Source organism: Pseudomonas sp. XP1 (assembly GCF_053557675.1).
Genome location: NZ_JBNRIJ010000032.1, coordinates 33,675 through 56,976, shown reverse-complemented (window position 1 = coordinate 56,976; position 23,302 = coordinate 33,675). Strand labels below are relative to the sequence as shown.

Here is a 23,302-nt window from a genome sequence, read left to right as displayed (position 1 = left end):
ATTCGCCTTGATGAAGACTCAAGGCGAATACATGAGCAAAGGGGGCAAAAAGCATTGCCCACAACCATAGAATCTCCCACAGGGTACGCGTACCGCTTGCATTTGCCTTTGTGTGGCCTTTTCGCCTCAGCAGGCAATACTTCTCTGTATTGCAGGCGTGTTCCTGGTGGCGCGCGCCGCTGGGAGGTGTCACGTGAACAAACTGACAATCGTGGGTGCCGGCATGGTCGGCGAGGCGGCGGCGCAGATCATCGCTCGGGAAGAGTTGTGCCGTGAGCTGGTGTTGATGGATGTGCAGGGCGAGATGGCACAAGGCAAGGCGCTGGACGTGTGGCAGGCGGCAGTCGAGTCGGGGTCCGATACCCGGGTTTACGGCGGGGCCAAGGCTGAAATGCTGCAGGGCTCCGAGCTGGTGGTCATCACCGCCGGCGTGCCGCGCAAGCCTGGGCAGTCGCGGCAGGATGTACTGAGTATCAACCTGCCCATCCTCGACGGCATCATGGCCGACATCAAGCAGCATGCACCCACCGCGACCGTGCTGGTGGTGTCCAACCCGGTCGACGTGCTCACCTATCGCGCCTGGAGCCTGAGCGGGCAGGGGCGCAACAAGGTTTTCGGCCAGGCGGGCGTGCTGGATACCGCACGCATGAAGTGCTTCATCGCCGAGCAGACCGGGTTTTCCGCCCGGGATATCACGGCGCTGGTACTGGGCGGGCATGGCGACAGCATGGTGCCGCTGATGCGCTACTGCCAGATCGGTTCGGTGCCGCTGTCACACTTCCTGTCCAGTGAGCAGATCGAGCAGATCGTGGAGCGCACGCGCAAGGGTGGTGGCGAGATATTGGGGCTGAAGAAACTGGGCAGCGCCTGCGATGCGCCGGGGGTGGCGATTGCGCAGATGGTCGATGCGATCGCCAACGGGCGAAACCGCATCTTGCCGGCGGTGGCGATTCTGCAGGGCGAATACGGGCGCACGGATATTGCCATGGGTGTGCCCTGCGTCCTGGCCGAGGAGGGGCTGGCGCGGGTGATCGAGTTGCCGCTGGATGCGCAGGAGCAGGCAATGTTCGACCAATCGGCTGATCAGGTGGCCCGGGATATTGCTGAAATGAAGGCGCTGTAACACTGTGGGATTGGCTTTAGCCGCGAAGAGCTCAACGCGGTGCATGGCACCGGCTGCGCCGGTGTTCGCGGCTAAAGCCGCCCCCACAGTGTCCCAGCCAACCCAGCCTGGCCCCTAGCGCTGATAAGCCTTGCCAAAATGCCGCTCCAGCCGCGCCTGCACCAGCTCCAGCAAGATCGACAGCACCCAGTAGATCACCGCCGCCGTGGTCAGCATCTCCAGGTACCGATAGCTCGACCGCCCGTACGACTGCGCCAGGAACATCACCTCCCACACCCCCATCACCGATATCAGCGATGAGTCCTTCAGCATCGAGATGAACTGGTTGGCGGTAGGCGGAATGATCACCCGCATGGCCTGCGGCAGGACGATATGCCAGAAAATCTGCGGCGTGCGCATGCCCAGCGCCAGCGCTGCTTCACGCTGCCCGCGCGCGACGCCGAGAATGCCGGCCCGGAAGATTTCGCTCAGGTAGGCCCCATAGTTCAGCGACAAGGCGATGATACCGGCGCTGATGGCGCCCGGTACCAGGCCCAGCTGCGGCAGCCCCAGGTAGATCAGCAGAATCTGGATCAGCAGCGGCGTGCCGCGGAAGAACGAGGTGTAGAAGCTGGCGACACCCACCAGCACCGCGCTGTTCGACAACCGCGCCAGGGCGGCGGCAAAGCCGAACAGCACCGATACCAGCATCGAGCACAGGCACAGGAACAGGGTCAGCGCCGCGCCTTGCAGAAAGCCGTTGGGCCCCAGCTTGAAACCGGCGAGGTTGGGAAACTTCTCCAGAATGATCGAGAACTTCAGGTCGAAGCTGAGGAAAAACGCGACGAACAGGCCGAACAGCGCCAGCCAGGTCAGCAGCAGCCGGGTGCGAAAGCCGAACACGCCGGCGCCCGTGGGCTTGACCACGGGCTTGGGGGACGATGGGAAGGTGCTCATTTGCTGATATCGGCGCCAATCCATTTCTGCGACAGCTTGGCCAGGGTGCCATCGGCCTTCAACTCGGCAAACACCTGGCGCACCTTGGCATCCCACTCAGGGTCGCCTTTCTCGATGGCCACCGAGTTCGGCTCTTCATACAGCGGGGCGCCGGCCAGCTTGAAGCGTTTGTCCCGGTCCAGGCGCGGCTGCGCTGTCACCAGGTTGGTAAGGATGGCATCCAGGCGTACGCCGGCGCCCAGGCCCAGGTCCTGGAAGGCAACGTTGTCGGTGTCGTAAGGCGCGATCTGCACGAAGTCGAAGGGGTATTCGAGCTTCTTGTCTTCGTTGCCTTCGATCACCAGGTTCTTGTTCAGGTAGCTCTCGTAGCTCGAGGCACTGGTCAAACCCACCTTGCGGCCTTCCAGGTCCTTGGCGCCATGGATGCGTTCATCCTTGGCGTTGACCACGATCACCGCAGGCGATGCGTAGTACTCCACCGGGAAGTCGAACACTTCGGCGCGGGCCTTGCTCGGGGTCATCGAGCAGATGCAGATGTCGTAGCGGCCGCTCCAGCGGCCAGCGGCGATCACGTCCCACGAAGGGGTTTCCAGGCGCAGCTTGACGCCCAGCTTGTCCGCCACGGCCTTGGCCACATCCACGTCGAAACCGTCCAGCTGGTTCTGGTCATTGAGGAAGGAAAACGGCGGGTAGCTTTCCATCAGGACGTTGACCAGTTCCTTGCGCGATTCAACCCGCTCCAGCGTGGCACCGGCAAAGGCCTGGGAAGCAGTTGCGAGCAGCACAAGGCCCGCACCGAGCACAGTAGAAAATCGCATGGACATACCTGAAATGTTGGCCAATTATAGAAAGCTGTATTTAATAGTTATAAGTGTCACCCACATAATGAATTTTATTCATAAGTACCTTTAGAGTAGTTATATGAAACAGCGAGCGATGGTAATTCTCGACGGTGGCATGGGCCGTGAGCTGCAGCGCAGCGGGGCGCCGTTTCGTCAGCCCGAGTGGTCGGCGCTGGCGCTGAGCGAGGCGCCGGAAGCGGTGGTTGGCGTGCACGCAGCGTTTATCGCTGCCGGTGCCCAGGTCATTACCAGCAACAGCTATGCGGTAGTGCCGTTCCACATCGGCGAAGAGCGTTTTGCCAAGGAAGGGCGACAACTGGCCAATATCGCCGGCCAGCTGGCGCGGCATGCCGCCGATGCCGGTGCGCACCCGGTCAGGGTGGCAGGCTCGCTGCCGCCGCTGTTCGGCTCGTATCGTCCGGACCTGTTCCAGCCCGAGCGCGTCGAGGAGGTGCTGACCCCGTTGCTGCAGGGCCTGGCCCCGCATGTTGACCTGTGGCTGGCGGAAACCCAGAGCTCGGTTGCCGAGGTGCGGGCCATCCACGGCCACTTGCCGGCAGATGGCAGGCCGTTCTGGGTGTCGTTCACCTTGCAGGACGAAGAGGTCGACGAGGTGCCACGCCTGCGTTCCGGCGAGCCGGTGGCCGATGCCATCGAAGCCGTGGTGGGTCTGGGGGCGGCGGCCGTGCTGTTCAACTGCAGCCAGCCCGAGGTCATTGGCGCTGCACTGGAGGTAGCGCGCTCGTTCATCGAGCGACATAACGCCGACATCGCCATCGGCGCCTATGCCAACGCCTTCCCGCCGCAACCGAAGGAAGCCACCGCCAACGACGGCCTGGATGAGTTGCGCGAAGACCTGGACCCGCCGGGTTACCTGGCATGGGCCAACGACTGGCGCGCGCGGGGTGCCAGCATGATCGGCGGCTGCTGTGGCATCGGCCCGGAGCATATTGCCGAGCTGAAACGCAACCTGGCGTGAAGCCGGCAGGGTGCCGGGCGGCTTCCGCGCCCGCTCGGCATCCAGCCATTAAAAAAAACGTTACTCAGACCCGGATTCCATCGTTTTTCAGTCCCCCCGCCATGCCCCTATAGTCCGCTGAAAGCCGATGCCGAATCGGTGTACACAACTCAGCGGTGCGGGAACCGGATATGAACAACAACGAAAAAATCGAGGGCAATGCAGCGGCCGGTATCGGTACGCGAGTGGTGTGGAGCGGGGAACAGGTCCAGCACCCGTACAACGCTACCCAGACCCCGATCGTGGTCAGTGCCGCCTACGGCTACAACGACATCGATGCCTGGTACGACGTGGCGCTGGGCAAGTTGCCGGGCTACATCTACAGCCGCATGAGCAACCCGACAGTCGCCACGCTGGAAGCGAAGCTGTGCGAGCTGGAGCAGTCCGAGTCGGCGGTGGCATTCAGCAGCGGCATGGCTGCCATCAGTGCCGTGCTGCACACGTTCCTCTCAAGCGGCAAGCGAGTGGTATCGACCCGCGACAGTTACGGCGGCACCAACAAGATTTTCGAAGAGTTCCTGCCGCGCATGGGCGTGCAGGTCTGCCTGTGTGACACCCTCGACACCGAGGCGCTGGAGCGCGAGATCGCCGCAGGTTGCGACCTGCTGTATCTGGAAACCCCAACCAACCCCACCCTTAAGGTACTGGACATCCAGCGCCTGAGCGCTGCCGCCCGGCAGGCCGGCGCCGTGGTAGTGGCCGACAACACCTTCGCTACCCCGCTGAACCAGAACCCGCTGGCTCTGGGCGTGGACGTGGTAGTGCACAGCGCGACCAAGTTCCTGTCCGGGCACGGTGACGTGCTGGGCGGGGTGGTGTGCGGTGCCGAGCCGTTGATGGCGCAGGTACGCCACTACCGCGAGATCAACGGTGCGGCGCTGGACCCGTTTTCCGCCTACCTGATCATCCGCGGTATCAAGACCCTGGCCCTGCGTGTGCGTCAGCAGCAGGCCAGCGCCCAGGCCCTGGCGCATTACCTGACCACCGAACCGCTGGTCGAAGCGGTCAACTACCCCGGGTTGCCCCAGCACGCCGGCCATGCGATCGCCAAGGCGCAGATGCGTGGCTTCGGCGCCATCGTCAGCTTCGTGCTCAAGGGCGGCATGCCCACCGTGGCGCGACTGCTGCCGCGCCTGAAGTACGCCCATCGGGCGGGCAACCTGGGCGCGGTAGAAACCATCTACGGCCCGGCGCGCACCACCAGCCATGTGGAAAACACCCTCGAAGAACGGCTGGCCCTTGGCATTTCCGAAGGGCTGGTGCGCATTTCGGTGGGCATCGAGGACACCGAGGACCTGCTGGCAGACCTGGCACAGGCCTGTGCATCGGTGCGTCAGGAGATGGCCGCAGCAAAGGAACTGCACGGTGACGAAGACGCCTGCCTGGCCGAAGCACAGGCCTGAGGCCGGCGCGTAGCACCCGCTCCTTGCAGTGGGTGCCACTTCATGAAGTCGAACAAAAACAATATGCAAGGCAATTCGCTTCGCTCTGCCAAGACGAGGTCGTTGCAACGTCCTTGCCCGCCAACTTTCATGAGTAAACCACAATGTCCCTGCAGACAACGACAACGAGAAATGCTTCGGCGCACAGCTTCAAGCAGGATATGCAAACCCGCCATATCGTCATGCTGGCGCTGGGCGGTGTCATCGGTACCGGCCTGTTCCTGACGTCGGGCTACACCGTCAACCAGGCGGGCCCGCTGGGGGCGGTCATCGCCTATGTGCTCGGCGCCATCATGGTCTATCTGGTGATGATGTGCCTGGGCGAACTGGCGGTACACATGCCGGAAGTCGGCTCGTTCAGCAGTTACGCCACGCGGTACCTCGGGCCGGGTACAGGCTACATGGTGGCCTGGATGTACTGGCTGACCTGGACCGTGGCCATCGGCTCGGAATTCACCGCCGCCGGCATCCTGATGGTGCGCTGGTTCCCCGATACACCGGTGTGGATATGGAGTGCGCTGTTCGGGTTTGCGGTGTTCATCAGCAATATCATTTCGGTGCGGTCGTTTGCCGAAACCGAATTCTGGCTGTCACTGATCAAGGTGCTGGCGGTGATCGCCTTCCTGGTGGTGGGCGGCGGTGCGATCCTGGGCGTTTTCGAAATTACCCAGGCGCACAGTGTCGGGCTGGGCAACTTCACCCGCGAAGGGCTGTTCCCTACGGGCTTCTGGTCGATCGCCATGACCCTGCTGGCGGTGGCCTTCGCGTTCTCGGGCACCGAGTTGATCGGCATCGCCGCCGGCGAAACCCGTGACCCGGAAAAGAACGTACCCAAGGCCATCCGCACCACGGTCCTGCGCCTGGCGCTGTTCTTCGTCGGCACCATCTTTGTATTGGCTACCTTGTTGCCGCGTGAACAGGCCGGTGTGGTTGAAAGCCCGTTCGTGATGGTCTTTGCCATGATCGGTATCCCCTATGCGGCAGACATCATGAACTTCGTCATCATCACTGCGCTGCTGTCGGCGGCCAACTCCGGGCTTTATGCTGCGGCGCGCATGCTGTGGACGCTCAGCGACCAAGGCAACATGCCCCGCCGGTATGCGGCACTGTCGCGTCGTGGCACGCCGTTCAATGCCATCGTCCTGAGCATGGCGGGTGGCATGGCTTCGCTGCTCAGCAGTGTGTTTGCCCCCGACACCATCTACCTGGCGCTGGTGTCCATTTCCGGATTGGCGGTGGTGGTGGTGTGGATCAGCATCGCGGCCAGCCAGATGGCTTTCCGTCGCCATTACCTCGCCAATGGCGGCAAGCTCGAAGAGCTGAAGTTCAGGGTGCGCGGCTACCCGTTCGTCCCGCTGGCCGCCATCTTCTGCTGCGTGCTGGCCTGCGTCGGCATTGCCTTCGACCCCGCCCAGCGCGTTGCCCTGTACTTCGGCTTGCCCTTCATTGCCTGGTGCTACCTGGCCTATTGGCTGACGTGCAAGTTCCGCCGCCACCAAGCAGGCCCGCTGGAAGTCGTCGCGCCAGGTTCCGAGGCCGCCAGAGCAGGGTGATACTAGGCCTCCGGAACGTTGCCACGAGAAACCGCCGATGACCCAGAAAACCCTGCCCCCCTTGAACTGGCTCAGAGCCTTCGAAGTGTCGGCGCGTTACCTGAACTTCACCCATGCAGCCGAGGAACTGCACCTCACCCAGGGGGCCGTGAGCCAGCAGATCCGCCACCTGGAGAGCCAGTTGGGGGTGGCGCTGTTCAAGCGCCTGCCCCGGGGGCTGGGGTTGACTGAAGAGGGCCAGTCCTACCTGCCGGTGGTGCAGGATGCGATAAGCCGGCTGGCGGTAGGCACCAATGAAATTTTCGGGCAACGCCAGCGTCGGCCCCTGAAAGTGCGCGGCAGCCTGTCGTTCCTGCACTTCTGGCTGGCACCCCGACTGGCCGATTTTCGCCGTTCGCACCCGCAGGTGGACATCCGCTACATCAGCAACCTGTGGGTCAAGGAACTGGATGCCGAGGATGACCTGGAAATCCGCTGGGGCAGCGGCCAGTGGGCGGGAGTGGAAGCGCAGCGCCTGACCCGCGACGTGCTGGTGCCGGTCTGCTCGCCTGCGCTGATTGCCGGCTCCCCGCTACGCGAGCCGCGCGACCTGGCCCGCGTCCCGTTGCTGCATGTGCTGGGTTACGAGGAGGGGTGGGGTTATTGGCTGGAGCGGGTTGGCGCCGATCAGGTCGACTCCTCCAGCGGCCTGCAGTTCGACACCTTGGTGGCGACCTTGCGCATGGCGGAACTGGGGCTTGGGGTGGCGCTGGCGCGCTCGTCGCTGGTGGAGGACTTGCTGCAGGAGGGGCGGCTGGTGGCGCCTTTTGCCCAGCGCATCGAGGCGAGCGAGTCGTTTTACCTGGTACGTGGCCTGGGTGAGGCATTGTCCACGGATGCCCAGGCCTTCAGCCACTGGTTGGTGGCTATGGCCCACCGTTAATCAAATAGTTACCTGGAGCACCGATGCAGTACACATCCACGCGCGGCAACGAGATACGGGTTGATTTTCGCACGGCGCTGCTTTCCGGGCTGGCCGACGATGGCGGGCTATACGTGCCTGCCGCGGTGCCGACCTTCAGCCAGCAAGAGATTGCCAGCTGGTCGTGGTTGCCGTTCGACGAACTGGCCTGGCGGGTGATGGCACCGTTTGTCGGCGACACGCTCGACGAGCCGACCCTGAGGGCGCTGGTCAGCGACAGCTATCGCGGCTTCAAGCACCGTGGCATCGCGCCGTTGCAGCAGATTGGCCACAACGAATGGATCCTGCAGCTGTTTCACGGGCCCACCCGGTCCTCCAAGGATTTCGCCGCGCAGTTGCAGGCGCGGCTCATCCGCCATTTCCTGGGGGCCGATTGCGAACGGGTCATGCTGGTCGGTGCCAGCAACGGCGATACGGCGGTGGCCGCTATCGAAGCCTTGCGGCATTGCCCTACGGCACGCTTGCTGGCGCTGTACCCCAGTGCAGGGACACCGGCCGACCGGGCGGCGGTGATGCGCAGTGCCGCTTCCGACAGCGTCAGCTGCGTGGCCGTGGACGGCAGCTTCGATGACTGCCAGTCGCTGGTGTCGGCGTTGCTACGTGCATGGCCATGCCCCGGGCTGATACCCGTGAGCTTCAACTCGACCAACTGGGTCGGCGTGCTGGCGCAGATCGTGTTCTATTTCCACGCGGCGCTTCAGCTGGGTGGGGGCAATCGGCCGGTGGGTTTCAGCATCCCCACGGCCAGTTTTGCCGAGATCTACGCAGGGTTCATTGCCCAGAAAATGGGCCTGCCGATCAACCAGATCATTGTCTCCACCAACCGCAACGATGCCTTGCACCGGTTCATTCACTGCAATCGCTACAGTCGTGGCTCAACCAGCCAGACCTTGTCGCCGGTCATGGACTTCTCGCTGTTCTCCAACCTGGAGCGCTTCGTCTGGGAGCTGTATGACCGCGATGGCGAAGCGACCCGGGCGCTGATGGAGCACTTCGAGGATTGTGGCGAGTTGAGCATCGGCAACCGCCAGTGGTTGCATGCGCGCATGCTGTTCGACTCCTATGCCGTGGATGACGCGCTGATCCGCGAAGAAATCGTCACTTTGTTCCACGAAACCGGCAGCGCAGTAGACCCACACGCTGCCACCGGGGCATTCGCCGGGCGTCTGCACCGGCGCAACATTGGCGCGCCCATCGTCACGCTGGGGCAGTTTGCCCCGGAAAAGTCCGCCGGGTTGCTGGCGGAGCTGGGGGCCTGGCATGGCGAAGTACCGGCCAGTGTCGTGGATGCTGCAGGCGGCGGGCCGCTGCTGGCACCCGACGACCTGGCGGGGGTTCATGAATTACTGGCCAGGTTGCAGGCAGGACGATGAAGCGCATCCTCGACCCCCTGGACGAGCGTATCCTCGCCGAGCTCACCGCCAATGCACGCATTGCCCATGCCGAGCTGGGGCTGAAGGTGAACCTGTCGCGTAATGCGGTACGCCAGCGCATCGAGCGCCTGGAGCGTGACGGGGCCATCCAGGGCTACACCTTGCGCATCGGTGAGGGGCGACGACCGACCTCGTTGATCAACGCGGTCATCTTCGTCTACCGCTATGACCGCATGCGCGGAGAAGCTGTGCTCGAGGCGTTGCGCCAGATCCCCGAGGTGATCCAGTGTGAAGTGCTCAGCGGCGAGTTCGACCTGCTGCTGCGCGTCGAGGCTTCCAGCCCGGAACGGGTGCACCATGTATGGAAGGAGATTGCCGCCATGCCAGGGGTCGAGAACACCGTGACATCGTTCGTTTTGGCCTCGGTGATCTGAGCCGCGCACTCGCGTTTGGCAACCCTCGCTACAACAACGCCGCCCGGGCTTGCGCCCTGGCGGCGTTGTGCATTCTGGCGTCGCTCGGGCGTGCATCGGGCACTGGTCAGATTGGCCAGTAAATACAGCGGATTGCCATATTCAACTGGCATTGCCCGGCTCTTAGGCTTGTCCTCATCGACCAATCGCCTGGAAAGGACAGCAAACCATGACCGAATACAAGATCGCACTCGTTGGCTTTGGCGGCGTGAACCGCGCCCTGGCCCAACTGATCGCTGAACGCAATGCGCGCTGGCAGAAAGAGCTGGGCTTTGGCCTGAAGATCGTTGGCGTCACCGACCTGTTCCTGGGTTCGGCAATCGACCGCAATGGCCTGGACGCGGCCACGCTGGCTGCTCTGCCCGCTCAGAAGGGCGCGCTGGCGCAGATCCCTCAGGGTTCGGCAGAGGCGTTCAACGAGTCGGTGATCAAGCAGTCCGGTGCCGACATCATCGCCGAGGCCACCTTCACCAACCCCAAGGACGGTGAACCGGCGGCAACCTTCTGCCGCTGGGCGCTGGAAGCGGGCAAGCATGTGGTCACTACCAACAAGGGGCCGATCGCCTTGCATGCCCAGGCGCTGAAGGCCTTGGCCAAGGCCAATGGCGTGTCGTTCGAATACGAAGGCGCTGTGATGAGCGGTACACCGGTGCTGCGCATGGCGCGCCAGACGCTGGCCGGCGCAGGCCTGGTGGGGTTCGAGGGCATCCTCAACGGCACTTCGAACTATGTGCTGACGCGTATGGAAGAGGGGCTTGGCTTTGCCGATGCGGTGGCCCAGGCGCAAGCACTTGGCTACGCCGAGGCAGACCCGAGCGCCGATGTGGAGGGGCATGACGTGCGCCTGAAAGTGGTGATTCTCGCCAACGAGCTGCTCGGTGCTTGCTTGCAGGTGAACGATGTCACCTGCAGCGGCATCAGCAGCCTCGACAGCGCGGCTATCCAGCAGGCGCAGGCGGCGGGCAAGCGCTGGAAACTGATCGGCAGTGCCAGCCGTGAACCCGATGGCTCGGTGCGTGCCAGTGTCGAAGCGCGCCTGCTGCCCGGCAACCACCCTCTGGCGGGTATTTCCGGTGCCACCAATGCGGTTGCGTTCAACACCGAATTGCTGGGCGCTGTGACCGTGTCTGGCCCGGGTGCGGGGCGTGTCGAAACGGCATTCGCCCTGCTGTCGGATATCGTCGCCATCCACAACGCTGGCCGCTCGGCCTGAGGAGCAACCTTCATGAGCCTGACTTCCGTGTCCCGGGTAGCCGCCCAGCAACCCGCCTTGATCGATGTATACAGCCCCTTCGACGGTAGCCTGGTCGGCAGCGTCGCCAACCTTGCTGCCGATGCGGTGCCAGGTCTGCTTGTCCGTGCCCGCCAGGGCGTGCGCGAAAGTGCAGCGCTGCCCCGGCACCGTCGCGCCAGCATTCTGGAGCAGGCCGCCCGGCTGATCGAACGTGACGCCGCGGATTTTGCCGGCCTGATTGTCGACGAAGCGGGCAAGACCCTGCGTCAGGCCGAGAAGGAGGTGAAACGCTGCATCAACACGCTCAAGCTGTCTGCCGAGGAAGCGCGGCGCAACGCCGGCGAGGTGGTGCCTTTCGATGCCTATGAAGGCTCCGAGTCACGCCAGGGCTGGTTCACCCGCGAGCCGTTGGGGCTGATCCTGGCCATCACCCCCTACAACGACCCGCTCAACCTGGTGGCGCACAAGCTGGGGCCAGCGATTGCCGGAGGCAATGCGGTCATTCTGAAGCCTTCGGAGCTGGCCCCGCTGTCTGCCTTGAAGCTGGTGCAGTACCTGGTTGATGCAGGGCTGCCGGAGGCTGTCGTCACCGTGGCCACTGGCGGTGCCGAACTGGGCAGGGCTCTGGTGGCCGTGCGTGAAGTGCGGATGATTTCCTTCACGGGCGGCTTCGCCACGGGTGAACAGATTGCCCGCGGGGCGGGCCTGAAAAAACTTGCCATGGACCTGGGCGGTAACGCCCCGGTGCTGGTACTGAAGGACTGCGACCTCGAGGCCACTGTCGAGTCTTGTGTGTCAGGCGCATTCTGGGCGGCCGGGCAGAACTGCATCGGCACCCAGCGCATCCTGGTGCACGCTTCGATATATGAGGCGTTCCGCCAGCGCTTCGTTGCTTTGACCCAGGCGATGGTGGTGGGTGATCCTGGCCTGCGCGAAACCGACATGGGGCCGATGATCACCGAAGGCTCGGCCCGGCAGATTGAAGAGCGCGTGAACCAGGCCCTTCAGGACGGTGCTCGCCTGCTCTGCGGCCATGAGCGGCAAGGGGCTACCTATGTGCCGACGGTGCTGGAAGGCGTTGACCATGGCAGCCGGCTGTGGCGTGAAGAGGTATTCGCACCGGTGGTGATGCTGGCGCCTTTCGAGGATATCGAGCAGGCGATTGCGTTGGCCAACGCCCCGGAGTACAGCTTGCACGCCGGTGTGTTTACCCGCGATCTGTCCTTGGCGTTGAGCCTGGCGCGGCGTATCGAGGCGGGCGGCGTGATGATCAACGACTCGTCCGACTACCGCTTCGATGCCATGCCATTCGGTGGCTCCAAATATGGGAGCCTTGGGCGCGAGGGAGTGCGGTTCGCCTACGAGGACATGACCCAGCCCAAAGTCGTCTGCCTCAACCAGATGGACTAAGAGGAGGAATCTTGATGATCGAACGGTATGGCCAAGGCGAACGGATGTCGCTGGCGGTGAGCTACAGGGGCCTGTTCGAAACGGCAGGCGTGGTCGCGGACGACCTGCGGCAGGATGTGCAGGGGCAGTTGCGCCAGGCGTTGAGTACGATCGATGGGCTGATGGCTGAGGCCAACGTCGGCAAGGAACATTTGACCCGGGTTCAGTTATGGATTGCCGACTACAGCCACTTCGACCTGGTCAATGAAGTGTACGACGCCTGGTTGCAGGGTTGTCCGAAACCAGTACGGGCTTGCGTAGGCGCAGACCTGGGAGAGGGTTACCTGGTCGAGGTACAGGTGTTTGCCGTGTGCCCTGAGCGCTCCTGACCGTGAGTGACCGAGGCCCCGGGTCAGCGCACGACTCGGGGTACCGCCCTGATATAGACCAGGCCACCTGCCAGCTCCACCAATGTTTGTGTAATCACAGCTGCCGCCGCCAAACCGCGCATGTCCTCCGGTAACGCCAGCGCCAGCGGCAGTACGACCAGCGAGTTGCGCGTGGCGGCGCTGAAGGTTACCGAGCGTGCTTCGGTGGCCGGCAAGCGCAGCAGCCTCGCCGATAATAAGCCCAGCGCGGGCGCCAGCAGCATGAAGCCGATGTACACCGGAATCACCGGCAGCAAGCGGTCGAAATCACGCAGCACCACGCCGATCTGCGAGGCGATCACTACCACCAGCACCAAGGCCATGGCCGGTACCGGCATCCACGCCCAGGCGTCGTTCCAGGTCGAGACCGTGCGCAAGCGACGGGCGCCGGCGCTGGTGAGCACGGCAAGGACCATCGGCAGCACGATCAGCAGCACGAAGGCTTCCACGAACGGGGTGACGGAAATGGCCACGTTACTGCTGTCACCCAGCATCAGGGCCAGGTAAAGCGGCAGCAGTGCCAGTTGCACCAACAGCAGCACGGGGGTGGCGGCCAGAGTCAGGCGGGCGTCGCCTTTGCCGATGTGAGTGAACACCACCACATAGTCGATGCACGGCGTCAGCAGCACCAGCAGCGCACCCATGAGGATTGCCGGGTGTTCGACCAACCCGCGGGTGACGGCCCAGACCAGTAGCGGCACGAGGACGAAGTTGGCCAGCAGCAGGGCAGCGATGAAGCGCCGGTTGCTCAGGCCTTGGCGCAGGTCGAGGAAAGGGATCTGCAGGAACATCGCGTACATCAGCACGGCGATGGCGGGGGTGACCAGGACTTCCAGATGGCGCGCAGTATCGCTGGTCAGCACGCCGAAGGCGACGGCGGCCAGCACGGCGGCAAAGTAGATCGGGATCTGCTGGGTTTCGAGCTGTTCTCTTGTCAAGGTAGGCCCTGTGTCCGTTGGTGGAAAGGGACACAGGTTAATACGCTTCGCCCCTTGAGGGCGCGCCTTCAATTACTTGCCCAGGCCTCTCAACCTGCGCTCAACCAGTCCACCTCCCGCTCCTGAATGATCAAGGTCACATCCCCTTGATGAGCGGCAGGATAAGAAGCCAGGAAGGCGCCGACGGGATAAAGGAAATGGGCCTCGACTGGGTGCCCTTCGGCGCTTGCCATCTGGACATCGAACTCAGAACCCTCGCACCGTGCAAGGTCGAATGGCCGACCACTTTGGATATCGATCAACTTCCACAGGCCAGGATCACGGTCTTTTATGGGCTGAGTCGTTATCAAGCCGTTGGCGTTGCTGAAAATGCCTTCACCAAAATGTTTGCCGCTGCGCACATAAAGCCTGTAGCCGTTATCGAAATGGCGAAAATACAGTAGCAGCGGTAATGCGTCGGGGCCTTTGTCAAAAGTGATCAGCCCAGTCTCTTTGCCCAGTTCCCAGTCTTCATCCGTGCAATCAAGCATGCCCAGAGCGCGGCTACCATCGAGGCCGGGGCCAAGGCCATTGGTGGGGCTTGTGAGGATAATGGGGCCTTTGCAGATACTGTCGAGTGTATTGAGTGGGCAGCCGGCGATCTGCAGGAATGCGGTGAATGACAGTGATTTATGATCGGTCATGGCGTATCTCCGAAGGAGGACAAGAAGCGGCAAGTTATCCCTGTCGTGGTAATGCACCCATTCGGAACCGGTTCCGCGCAGCGGCGGTAAACGAAAAAGCCCGGCACTAGGCCGGGCTTTTTCCTGTCAGGCAATCGCCAATCAGTTGCCGTAAACCGGCAGCTTCTTGCAGATCGCCTTGACCTTCTCACGCACGGAATCGATCACCGCTTCGTTGTTCAGGTCAGCCAGGATGTCGCAGATCCAGCCAGCCAGCTCGCGGCACTCGGCTTCCTTGAAACCACGGGTGGTAACGGCTGGGGTGCCGAAACGCAGGCCCGAGGTGACGAACGGGGAACGTGGGTCGTTCGGTACCGAGTTCTTGTTGACGGTGATGAAGGCTTTGCCCAGGGCGGCGTCAGCGTCTTTACCGGAGATTTCCTGCTTGATCAGCGACAGCAGGAACAGGTGGTTCTGGGTGCCACCGGAAACCACGTCGAAACCACGCTCGATGAACACGCTGGCCATGGCCTGGGCGTTTTTAACTACCTGCTGCTGGTAAGCCTTGAACTCAGGCTGCAGGGCTTCCTTGAAGCAGATGGCCTTGGCAGCGATGACGTGCTCCAGCGGGCCACCCTGGGCGCCAGGGAAGACGGCGGAGTTCAGCTTCTTCTCGATCTCTTCGTTCTTGCGAGCGAGGATCAGGCCGCCGCGCGGGCCGCGCAGGGTCTTGTGAGTGGTGGTGGTGACCACGTCGGCGAACGGAACAGGGTTCGGGTACACGCCAGCGGCAACCAGGCCGGCAACGTGGGCCATGTCGACGAACAGGTAGGCACCGACCTTGTCGGTGATGGCGCGGAAGCGGGCGAAGTCCAGCACCTGCGAGTAGGCCGAGAAGCCGGCAACGATCATCTTCGGCTTGTGCTCTACAGCCAGGCGCTCGACTTCGTCGTAGTCGATCAGGCCGTTGCTGTCGATGCCGTACTGGATGGCGTTGTACAGCTTGCCCGAGGAGCTTACCGAAGCACCGTGGGTCAGGTGGCCGCCGTGGGCCAGGCTCATGCCCAGGATGGTGTCACCGGCCGACAGCAGGGCCAGGTAGACGGCGGCGTTGGCCTGGGAGCCGGCGTGCGGCTGAACGTTGGCGTAGTCGGCGCCGAACAGTTCCTTGGCACGGTCGATGGCCAGCTGTTCGACGACGTCGACGTACTCGCAACCACCGTAGTAGCGCTTGCCCGGGTAGCCTTCGGCGTACTTGTTGGTCAGGACCGAGCCCTGGGCCTCCATGACTGCCGGGCTGGTGTAGTTTTCCGAAGCGATCAGCTCGATATGCTCTTCCTGGCGCAGAGCTTCTTGCTGCATGGCTTCGAAGAGCTCGGCGTCGTACTTGGCAATGGTCAAATCACGGCTGAACATGGCGGTCCTCAAGGATCGGGGTGAATTGGGGGGGCATTCTAACCGATTGATTCGCGGCTGGCATATGAAGTGGCATCAAGTCGCGGACCAATGGGCTTCATGTTGCATCCCGCGCCGTGTCTGGGCTGGGCGGGGGTTGGAGTTGACTCGCAGGTCCGTTTTTGAGGGCGCTTTGCGCCCCATCGCCGGCAAGCCAGCTCCCACAGATACTGCACAGGGCTTGAGGGTCCATGCGGTCGAGGTGGCAGCTGGCTTGCCGGCGATAGGGCCAGTGCAGGCAACTGCTCAATGGAACATGAAGAGCTTCTCGTTGGCGAACTGCGCCTCGAACTGGTTCGCCGGCATCGGCCGCCCGAACAGGTAGCCCTGCACCTCGTCGCAACCATGCTCGCGCAGGAACTCCAGCTGTTCGTGGGTTTCCACCCCTTCGGCAATTACCGCCAGGTTGAGGCTGTGGGCCATGGCGATGATCGCCCGGGCAATCTGCGCATCCTGCTCGCCTTCAGGCAGGCCGTCGACGAAGGTGCGGTCGATCTTCAACACGTCGATCGGGAACTGCTTGAGGTAGTTCAGCGACGAGTAGCCGGTGCCGAAGTCGTCCACCGCGATGCTCAGGCCGAGGTTTTTCAGGCTGGCGAGAATCTGCATGGCTTCGTTCACTTCGCGCATCAGGATGCTTTCGGTCAGCTCCAGCTCCAGGCACGCGGGTGGCAGGCCGGTTTCTTCCAGAATGGTTGCGATGCGCGTACCCAGCTGGCCGTCGGAGAACTGCCGCGCCGAGATGTTCACCGACACTTTGGGTACGCGCACCTTGGCCTTGTGCCAGGCCTTGAGCTGGCGGCTGGCCTCGCGCAGCACCCAGTCGCCCACGTCCACCACCAGGCCCAGCTCTTCGATCACCGGGATGAAATCGCCCGGCGGCACCAGGCCGCGGGTCGGGTGGCGCCAGCGCAGCAGGGCTTCGGCACCGGTCAGGCGCTTGCCGTCGCCGCTGAACTGCGGCTGGTAGTAGAGGATGAACTCGTTCTGCTCCATGGCATGGCGCAGGTCGCTCTCCAGCTCCAGGCGCTCCAGGGCACTGGCGTTCATCTCCGCCTGGTAGAACTGGAAGTTGTTCTTGCCACGCTCCTTGGCGTGGTACATGGCGGTGTCGGCGTTTTTCATCAGCTGGCTCAGTTCGCTGCCATCCTGCGGGCTGAGGGCGATGCCGATACTGGCGGTAACGAAGAACTCGCGGTTTTCCAGCACGAACGGCCGCACCAGGCTGCCGAGGATGTTCTCGGCCACGTGGATGGCGCGGTTGAGTGCCATCTCACGGGTAGCGCGCGGTTGCAGCAGCAGGGTGAACTCGTCGCCGCCCATGCGCGCCACGGTGTCGTCGTTGTCCACGCAGGCCAGCAGGCGCTGGGCCATGTCCTTTAGCATGCGGTCGCCGGCAGCATGGCCGAGGGAATCGTTGATCGGCTTGAAACGGTCCAGGTCCAGGAACATCAGCACCACCCAGGCCTTTTGCCGCTCGGCCTGCTGCAGGGCGTTGTACAGGCGGTCCTGGAACAACGTGCGGTTGGGCAGGTGGGTGAGGGCGTCGTAGTAGGCCAGGCGATGGATGCGCTGTTCGCTGGCCTTGCGTTCGCTGATGTCGGTGAAGAAGCACACGTAGCTGGCCAGGTCGCCTTCATCGTCCAGCACCGCGGTAATGCCGACCCAGGCCGGGTAGTGATCGCCGTCGCGGCGCTTGAGCCAAACCTCGCCCTCCCAGCTGCCGCGCTGGTAAAGCTGCTTGACCACGTAGCGCAGGTGGCCCTCCTGCTGTTCGTCGACGGTAAGCATGCCCGGCAACTGGTCGAGCACCTCGCTGACGGCGTAGCCACTGACGCGGCTGAACGCTTCGTTGGCCTGGACGATATAGCCGGCCGGGTCGGTGATGAGGATGGCCGAGGTGGAGTGCTCGAATACCGTCGCGGCCATGCGCAGGTCTTTTTCGGCGCGGCGTTGCTGGCTGATGTCGCGGCCTACCCCGAGCACGCCTTCGAAGCGCTCTTCATCGTCCCATACCAGCACCAGGCGCAGTTCGATGGGGATCTTGCGGCCATCGGCGCGCAGGCAGTCGAACAGGAACAGCTGGGTGGGCAGCTGGCTGCGCAGCTGGGCCAGCTGGGCCGGGTCGCCCATGGCCTTGCTGACGCGCTCCATCAGGCTGTAGATACCGGTGAGCTGCGACGGGTTGGCGACGATCGACTGCCAGCCATTGGCAAAGATCCAGTCGGCCTGGTAGCCCAGCACGCCCTTCACCGAGGGGCTGACGTAGTTGAGCTGGAGCAGCCTGTCGGTAGAGAAGATCACGTCGCTTATGCTTTCGGCGAGCATGCGGTAGCGCTGTTCGCTGTCGCGCAGCGACTGGCTGGCCTCGATCTGCACCGTCACGTCCTTGCCCACGCCGATGATGCGCGTCACCAGGCCATCGGCGTCACGGGTCAGCACTTGCTCGCGGATGTCATAGCAGCGCCAGCCGCCATCTCGGTGGCGGAAGCGCAGCTGGCAGTGCAAGGGCTGGTCATGGCCGCTGTCGCGCTGTTGCTGGCGCAGTGCCTGGTAGTGCGCGGCGTCCTCGGGGTGCAGCAGCAGCTCCCAGAAGCGGTCGCCCATCTGCGCCAGCTCGGTACGGTCGTAGCCCAGCGTCTGGCCGAGGTGGCGGTTGCTGAAGATCATGCGCTGGCTGAGCACGTCCTGCACGTACAGCTGGTCGGGCACGGTGCGCACCACGTCCGACCAGAAGCTTTCGCGCTCCAGCAGCGACAGCTCCACCTGCTTGCGGCTGGTGATGTCGCTGATGCTGAGGATTACCGCCTGGTAGTCACGGCGCTGCTGCGGCAGGCGGGCCATCAGCCACAGGTGCAGCTCACCCCCCAGCGGCGCCGGCAGGCGCGCTTCCAGCTCCAGCAGCGGGCGCTGCTCGATCAGCGCGTCGATCAGTTGCATGCCGATGCTGTCGCGGCCATCGCCAGTGCCGTCGATCAGGCGCTGCCAGGCACCTTCGTGGCAGTCGATGTTCAACAACTGGCGGGCCACCTGGTTGATCTCGGTGATCTTCAGCTCCAGCAGCAGCGAGCGGCGCAGGTTGGGGTCCAGGGCCAGGCTTTGCTTGAGCGCGGCACGGTTGCGCAGGTGGTACCGGTCGAGTTGGCCGGGCAGGCTGGACAGGTCGAGCACGCACAAGGCCACGCCGGTGCCTTCGAAGATTTCCTGGTAGCGCCGGCGGTCCTCCTGCAGCGCCCGTTGGCGGCGACGCATGTTGATCAGGGCCAGCACTGGCAGCAGGGCGCAGAACAGCACCAGCAGGCATTTGCCGAGCAGCGCCGGCAGCAGCTTCTGCTGGGCCAGCTTGGCGTCGAACAGGCCGCGCAACTGCCAGGTACTGTTGTCGATGAAGGCCAGCATTACGCTTTGCAGCGGCTCGTTGCTGGTATCGGCTGGGGCATGGCTTTGCACTACCTCGCCGTTGCGGCTGTTTTCCAGCAACCAAAGCGGGTGGCCGGCACCATCCAGGTGGAAGGTGAGGGTGCGGTAGTAGTCTGGCGACAGGCGCAGCAGCCAGTAGCCGCGGCCTTGCTCGGTGGCCTGGCGTAGCAGCAGGTAGAGGGTGCTGTTGTCTGCCGAATTGGTGAAGAAGTACGGGCTGCCCTGGTTCAGCCTGAGCAGCTCGTCAAGCAAATGGCGGTCGGGGCTGCCGGCCAGGCTGTCGGCCTGCACCTGCCCGGTAGCGTCCAGCCAGGCCATGCTTTGCAGGGCCGGCAGGCGCTCGCGCAGGGTACCCAGCAGGCTGGGCAGGGCCGAGGGCGTCGGCGCCTTGACGTAGGGCTGCACCACATTCATGGCCTGCTGGGCCTTGAAGGCCATGTTCAGGCTCAGGTGGTCTGCCAGTTCGGCGGTGGCATCCAGGCTCTGTTTGCGCAGGTCGGCCTGGGTATGGTTGAACTGGGCGAACAGCTGCCACAGCAGCAGGCCCAGCAGTATCAGGGCCAGCAGCGCCAGCGCACCCTTTATCGACCCGCGCAGCGACGCGACGGGCGCCTGTGGCGCGGAACGCAATGACGACGGATGAGTAAGATTGGTCAAGCGTTGATCCTGCGATTGAGCTGGCGATGGCAGGTATGGATCATGCACGGTGTGTACCGGTGTCTGGTTGCCAGACCGCGGTGGCGCACTATAAGGCCGGACACCCCAAACGAGCTAGCATGCCTAGGATTATGGCAAAGTGCCAGCCAATATGACCGGTGGTGCCTGCCCGGTGGTTCGGCAAGCCCCTGCAACCTGTGCGAGAATAGCGCCCGCTTCAAATGACAACGCATCGGAGATGTTCGGTTTTGGTTACTCACTTTTCCTCCAATGGCCTCGATTCCGCCTGCGGGCGCAGCAGTCAGACCCTTGTCAGCACTGCCGTGACCGAGGACGTATCCTGCAAGTCCTGCCAGCGTTCGCTGAGCAAACCCGAGGCGGCAGCTGTCGCCAAGAGCAAGAGCCCATCGCTGGCTGAACTGCGCAAGACCGCCAAGGCGGCAGCAGAGCCGGCAGTTACCGTGGCCGAGGTCAAGCCGGCGGCCAAGGTCGTCAGCAGTGTGCCTGCGGCAGCCAAACCGGCCAAAGCTGCCGAGCAGCAGCCGGCTCGTAGCGGTGGCTTCAGCGTGAAGTCCGCCTGGGCCGCGCGCCTGGCCGAGCAGGGCGAGCGCTGCCGGTTGCCGCGCGGCAAGGCCAGGCAGCGTCACGTCTGAGCCATCTCAAGACCTGTGCGGTCCCTGTGTGGGGCTTCAGCCGCGAAGAGGCCGGCACAGGTCATGAGTTTCCCAATCATTCAATCGATCCTGCCTCCACCTTCAACCCTTGCTTATCCGGGTACAAGGCAGTCTACTCAAGGCCGGCAATGACCTGCTGTTGTCCGCCGAACGCGACATCCAGCTTGAGGCTGCTGCCAATACGCAAAAGCTCGATGGCAGGAACAGCAGCAGTGGCGGCGCCATCGGCGCCAGCATTGGTGTAGGTTCCGAAGGTGCCGGTCTCAGCATCTTCGCCAATGCCAACAAGGGTGCCGGCAACGAGAAAGGCAACGGCACGACCTGGACCGAAACCACACTGGACGCCGGCAATGAGGCGACCCTGCTCAGCGGGCGGGACACGGCGCTCAAAGGGGCGCAGGTCAACGCCGCGAAAATCACCGTCGACGTAGGGCGCGACCTGAAGCTGCAAAGCCTGCAGGACACCGACAACTACAAGTCCAAACAGGCCAATGTCAGCGGTGGGTTGAGCGTCACCATCATCGGCGCTGTCGACGCTAGCGGCCGGGCTTTCGGGCGGTCTGGTGGAAGGTAATAGCGCTGGGGCTGTCGCGGGTGCCGGTGCGGGCCGTAACGCGGTTGAAAACAACCTGCTGGCGAACAAATAGGGCGTTGAACGGCTGGATGCCGCCAGCCGTGCGTTGTATGAGAAGCTCAAGGCCGCCGGTATTGGCAGTATTGATGAGTTGCACGAGCGGTATAAAGCCTATGGTGGAAATGGCGGCTGCGAGGTTGGTATTCGTGATGAGTACCGGCAGCAGGAGAAACAGGCTGGGGAAAAGCTGGTTGAGCTGTACCAGAGCGGCAGGCTGAGCAAAGCGGAATATGACCTTCTGGTAACGGATTACGCCCTTGCGATGATGAGGGGGGTAGTGGACGCGCAGAAGAGCGACGCGGACGCGAGCTTCCTTGATGTCTACGCGCTGTCGGGCAGCGATTGGTCGCCAATGGGCTTTGTTGCGAATCCGTATGTGAACGCGATCAGAGCGAGCGAGCTGATTGCGGAATGGAGACGGCAAGGGTTAACTGAAGAGGCAATCAATGAACGGGCACGTCAGGACGGCTTGCTCGGCTCGACCTTGGCGCCGGTGGATGTGCCAGGGATCATTAGCCTTGTCGATAAAGGTGCTACGCGGGATGATGTAGTAAAATTAGCGGCGGTAGTGATACTAGGCAAAGCTACCAGTGCTCCAAAAGCAACAGGACAAGCTTTACGGGAAGTCGAAATTAGTTCTGGTAGTAAAGGTGCGTGGAATAAAGAACTGAATAGGCCTGTACCAAATACCGTATATAAAGTCGATGGGAATAAAACTTTCCAAACAGATGGCTTGGGTCGCGTTGAGAAAGTGGAGTCAAATCTTTCATTGACTAAAAATGATCGGAACACGTATCAACAATGTGTGGCAGGAAAGTGCGGCATCAATGGGGACGAGGGTGGGCACTTGATTGCTAGTATATTCAACGGGCCTGGGGAGAGGTTGAACCTCCTTCCCATGAATGGGAGCTTGAATAAAGGTACTTGGAAATCTAGAGAATACATGGGCGTCCGCACTTAAGGAGGGAAAGCAAGTTAACGTAAAGATTGAGCCTATTTATTCTGGCAATAGTGCTCGGCCAGAAAGCTTTTATGTGAAGTATTCAATAGGCAGTGCTCGTCCAAAAGAAGTTGTATTAAAAAACTCGCCGGGTGGAAATTGATGCGTAGTGATGATGATATCTACAATGACATTGGGAATATTCTATTTGAGATTGCTCCCGATGGAGCCTGTAAAGTTATTATGCGTGCACAACTATCCCAGGAGCTAGATAGCTGTGAGTATGAGTATGACTACATTGATGCACAAGGTAACGTTGCCTGGTTTACGGCAGGCGGGCGAGTAAATACAGATATTTTAGATCTTTTAATAGAGTTGCGTAGTTGGTATGTTGAGAATAAGCTGACGGGAGGGCTGCCAGCGTGGAGTGGTTGTGAGGTGGCCTTGGACTTGATTAAATTTAAAATTAGCATCGACTTTATTTATCCTTGAGAATTAAGTGGCAAGTTTAGATGTAGAGGCTTAGGCTGAACATGGTGTGCTTTTGGGAAGTGTCAGATTTTTTGTGTACGGGCCGGTAACGGCCTGCCGTCTGGCAGGCCCTGATTTTCACTGGGTCGGCCTGATGAACCGATCTCCGTACAAATCGCGAATTTGATTCATCGCACTTTTCCAATCCTGCGCCGCTGAGCCCCAGTTCGCCGTCATGTTTCGCAGGCCCAGCCAGATCAGCAGAGGCAATCAATGAACGGGCACGTCAGGACGGCTTGCTCGGCTCGATCTTGGCGCCCGTGGATGTGCCAGGAATCATTAACCTTGTCGATAAAGGTGCTACGCGGGATGATGTAGTAAAGTTAGCGGCGGTGGTGATACTAGGCAAAGCTACCAGCGGTGCAAAAGGTACTGCAACAGATCCGAAGGTCACCATCAAAGATCACTATGATCATCACTTGAATATGGTGGATGACATAAAGGATTAACTTTCGTCTCAAGGGTTCAGAGTCAGCGAAAAGGAAATGTCATTCGGTAGCTCCTGCGGAACTGGTCGTTGTAGGCCAGATATCGTGGCCGAAGCACCTGATGGGACCTTGAGAATTATTGAGGTTAAGACAGGGGGCGCGGACTTGAGTATTCGTCAGTCAGAATTTTT

The 23,302-nt window shown here is 62.1% G+C and carries 20 protein-coding genes and 2 pseudogenes; 16 read left to right on the top strand and 6 right to left on the bottom strand.

The window, feature by feature from the left end; genetic code table 11:
* Window positions 1–193 precede the first annotated feature (193 nt).
* On the top strand, window positions 194–1,123 hold the full coding sequence (locus ACK1U9_RS21410) for a malate dehydrogenase (protein ID WP_085601712.1): 930 nt from the start codon (window positions 194–196) through the stop codon (window positions 1,121–1,123).
* 114 nt (window positions 1,124–1,237) lie between these two features.
* On the opposite strand, the gene ACK1U9_RS21405 is transcribed toward ACK1U9_RS21410, so the two are convergent.
* Both ACK1U9_RS21405 and ACK1U9_RS21400 read right to left on the bottom strand, forming a co-directional pair.
* A complete protein-coding gene (locus ACK1U9_RS21405; RefSeq protein WP_108480483.1) occupies window positions 1,238–2,059 on the bottom strand; it encodes an amino acid ABC transporter permease in 822 nt (273 codons plus the stop codon).
* Window positions 2,056–2,877 (bottom strand): ABC transporter substrate-binding protein, encoded by an 822-nt coding sequence (locus tag ACK1U9_RS21400; protein WP_108480484.1) that lies wholly within the window; start codon window positions 2,875–2,877, stop codon window positions 2,056–2,058. The genes ACK1U9_RS21405 and ACK1U9_RS21400 overlap by 4 nt, the downstream gene beginning before the upstream one ends.
* A gap of 118 nt (window positions 2,878–2,995) precedes the next feature.
* Between ACK1U9_RS21400 and ACK1U9_RS21395 the strand changes: the two genes are divergently transcribed.
* From ACK1U9_RS21395 to ACK1U9_RS21355, 9 genes are all read left to right on the top strand, one after another.
* Window positions 2,996–3,880, top strand: a complete 885-nt coding sequence (locus ACK1U9_RS21395) for a homocysteine S-methyltransferase family protein (RefSeq protein ID WP_173015089.1) — start codon at window positions 2,996–2,998, stop codon at window positions 3,878–3,880.
* Between the two features lie 170 nt (window positions 3,881–4,050).
* Complete coding sequence (locus tag ACK1U9_RS21390) at window positions 4,051–5,322, top strand: cystathionine gamma-synthase family protein (RefSeq protein ID WP_108480486.1); 1,272 nt, start codon at window positions 4,051–4,053, stop codon at window positions 5,320–5,322.
* Between the two features lie 143 nt (window positions 5,323–5,465).
* Window positions 5,466–6,914 (top strand): amino acid permease, encoded by a 1,449-nt coding sequence (locus tag ACK1U9_RS21385; protein ID WP_173015085.1) that lies wholly within the window; start codon window positions 5,466–5,468, stop codon window positions 6,912–6,914.
* 37 nt (window positions 6,915–6,951) lie between these two features.
* Window positions 6,952–7,836 (top strand): LysR substrate-binding domain-containing protein, encoded by an 885-nt coding sequence (locus tag ACK1U9_RS21380; protein ID WP_063911173.1) that lies wholly within the window; start codon window positions 6,952–6,954, stop codon window positions 7,834–7,836.
* Window positions 7,837–7,859: 23 nt separating this feature from the next.
* Complete coding sequence (locus ACK1U9_RS21375) at window positions 7,860–9,248, top strand: threonine synthase (RefSeq protein ID WP_085601707.1); 1,389 nt, start codon at window positions 7,860–7,862, stop codon at window positions 9,246–9,248.
* The gene (locus ACK1U9_RS21370; RefSeq protein WP_153670659.1) at window positions 9,245–9,682 is read left to right on the top strand and encodes an Lrp/AsnC family transcriptional regulator; all 438 of its coding nucleotides are present in this window, start codon (window positions 9,245–9,247) and stop codon (window positions 9,680–9,682) included. The genes ACK1U9_RS21375 and ACK1U9_RS21370 overlap by 4 nt, the downstream gene beginning before the upstream one ends.
* 208 nt (window positions 9,683–9,890) lie before the next feature.
* Window positions 9,891–10,934 (top strand): homoserine dehydrogenase, encoded by a 1,044-nt coding sequence (locus ACK1U9_RS21365; RefSeq protein ID WP_108480488.1) that lies wholly within the window; start codon window positions 9,891–9,893, stop codon window positions 10,932–10,934.
* A gap of 12 nt (window positions 10,935–10,946) precedes the next feature.
* A complete protein-coding gene (locus tag ACK1U9_RS21360; RefSeq protein WP_449110168.1) occupies window positions 10,947–12,365 on the top strand; it encodes an aldehyde dehydrogenase family protein in 1,419 nt (472 codons plus the stop codon).
* A 44-nt stretch (window positions 12,366–12,409) separates the two neighbouring features.
* The gene (locus tag ACK1U9_RS21355) at window positions 12,410–12,733 is read left to right on the top strand and encodes a RidA family protein (RefSeq protein WP_052970534.1); all 324 of its coding nucleotides are present in this window, start codon (window positions 12,410–12,412) and stop codon (window positions 12,731–12,733) included.
* A 23-nt stretch (window positions 12,734–12,756) separates the two neighbouring features.
* Here the strand turns inward: ACK1U9_RS21355 and ACK1U9_RS21350 are convergent, their stop codons facing one another.
* The 4 genes from ACK1U9_RS21350 to ACK1U9_RS21335 form a co-directional block, all read right to left on the bottom strand.
* Window positions 12,757–13,710 (bottom strand): arsenic resistance protein, encoded by a 954-nt coding sequence (locus ACK1U9_RS21350; protein ID WP_449110167.1) that lies wholly within the window; start codon window positions 13,708–13,710, stop codon window positions 12,757–12,759.
* Between the two features lie 89 nt (window positions 13,711–13,799).
* Window positions 13,800–14,393, bottom strand: a complete 594-nt coding sequence (locus ACK1U9_RS21345; protein WP_085601704.1) for a hypothetical protein — start codon at window positions 14,391–14,393, stop codon at window positions 13,800–13,802.
* 141 nt (window positions 14,394–14,534) lie between these two features.
* Window positions 14,535–15,788: a serine hydroxymethyltransferase gene (gene glyA, locus ACK1U9_RS21340; protein ID WP_449110166.1), complete on the bottom strand. Its 1,254-nt coding sequence runs from the start codon at window positions 15,786–15,788 to the stop codon at window positions 14,535–14,537.
* Between the two features lie 285 nt (window positions 15,789–16,073).
* Window positions 16,074–19,904 carry a sensor domain-containing protein gene (locus tag ACK1U9_RS21335; protein WP_449110165.1) on the bottom strand — a complete coding sequence of 1,277 codons (3,831 nt, stop codon included), beginning with the start codon at window positions 19,902–19,904 and terminating at the stop codon, window positions 16,074–16,076.
* A gap of 248 nt (window positions 19,905–20,152) precedes the next feature.
* On the opposite strand from ACK1U9_RS21335, the gene ACK1U9_RS21330 reads away from it, so the two are divergent.
* The 6 genes and pseudogenes from ACK1U9_RS21330 (at window position 20,153) to ACK1U9_RS21305 (ending at window position 23,132) form a co-directional block, all read left to right on the top strand.
* Window positions 20,153–20,557, top strand: coding sequence for a hypothetical protein (locus ACK1U9_RS21330; RefSeq protein ID WP_108480492.1), 405 nt, complete (start codon window positions 20,153–20,155; stop codon window positions 20,555–20,557).
* Window positions 20,558–20,672: 115 nt separating this feature from the next.
* A pseudogene (locus ACK1U9_RS21325) lies at window positions 20,673–21,104 on the top strand (hemagglutinin repeat-containing protein); the annotation flags it as partial.
* Window positions 21,105–21,141: 37 nt separating this feature from the next.
* Complete coding sequence (locus tag ACK1U9_RS21320) at window positions 21,142–21,225, top strand: VENN motif pre-toxin domain-containing protein (protein WP_258229920.1); 84 nt, start codon at window positions 21,142–21,144, stop codon at window positions 21,223–21,225.
* A gap of 249 nt (window positions 21,226–21,474) precedes the next feature.
* Window positions 21,475–22,315, top strand: a pseudogene (locus ACK1U9_RS21315) (DNA/RNA non-specific endonuclease).
* Entirely contained in the window at window positions 22,315–22,644 is a 330-nt protein-coding gene (locus tag ACK1U9_RS21310; RefSeq protein ID WP_108480494.1) for a hypothetical protein, read from the top strand. The pseudogene ACK1U9_RS21315 and the gene ACK1U9_RS21310 overlap by 1 nt, the downstream one beginning before the upstream one ends.
* Before the next feature lie 275 nt (window positions 22,645–22,919).
* The gene (locus ACK1U9_RS21305; protein WP_153670664.1) at window positions 22,920–23,132 is read left to right on the top strand and encodes a hypothetical protein; all 213 of its coding nucleotides are present in this window, start codon (window positions 22,920–22,922) and stop codon (window positions 23,130–23,132) included.
* Window positions 23,133–23,302 lie beyond the last annotated feature (170 nt).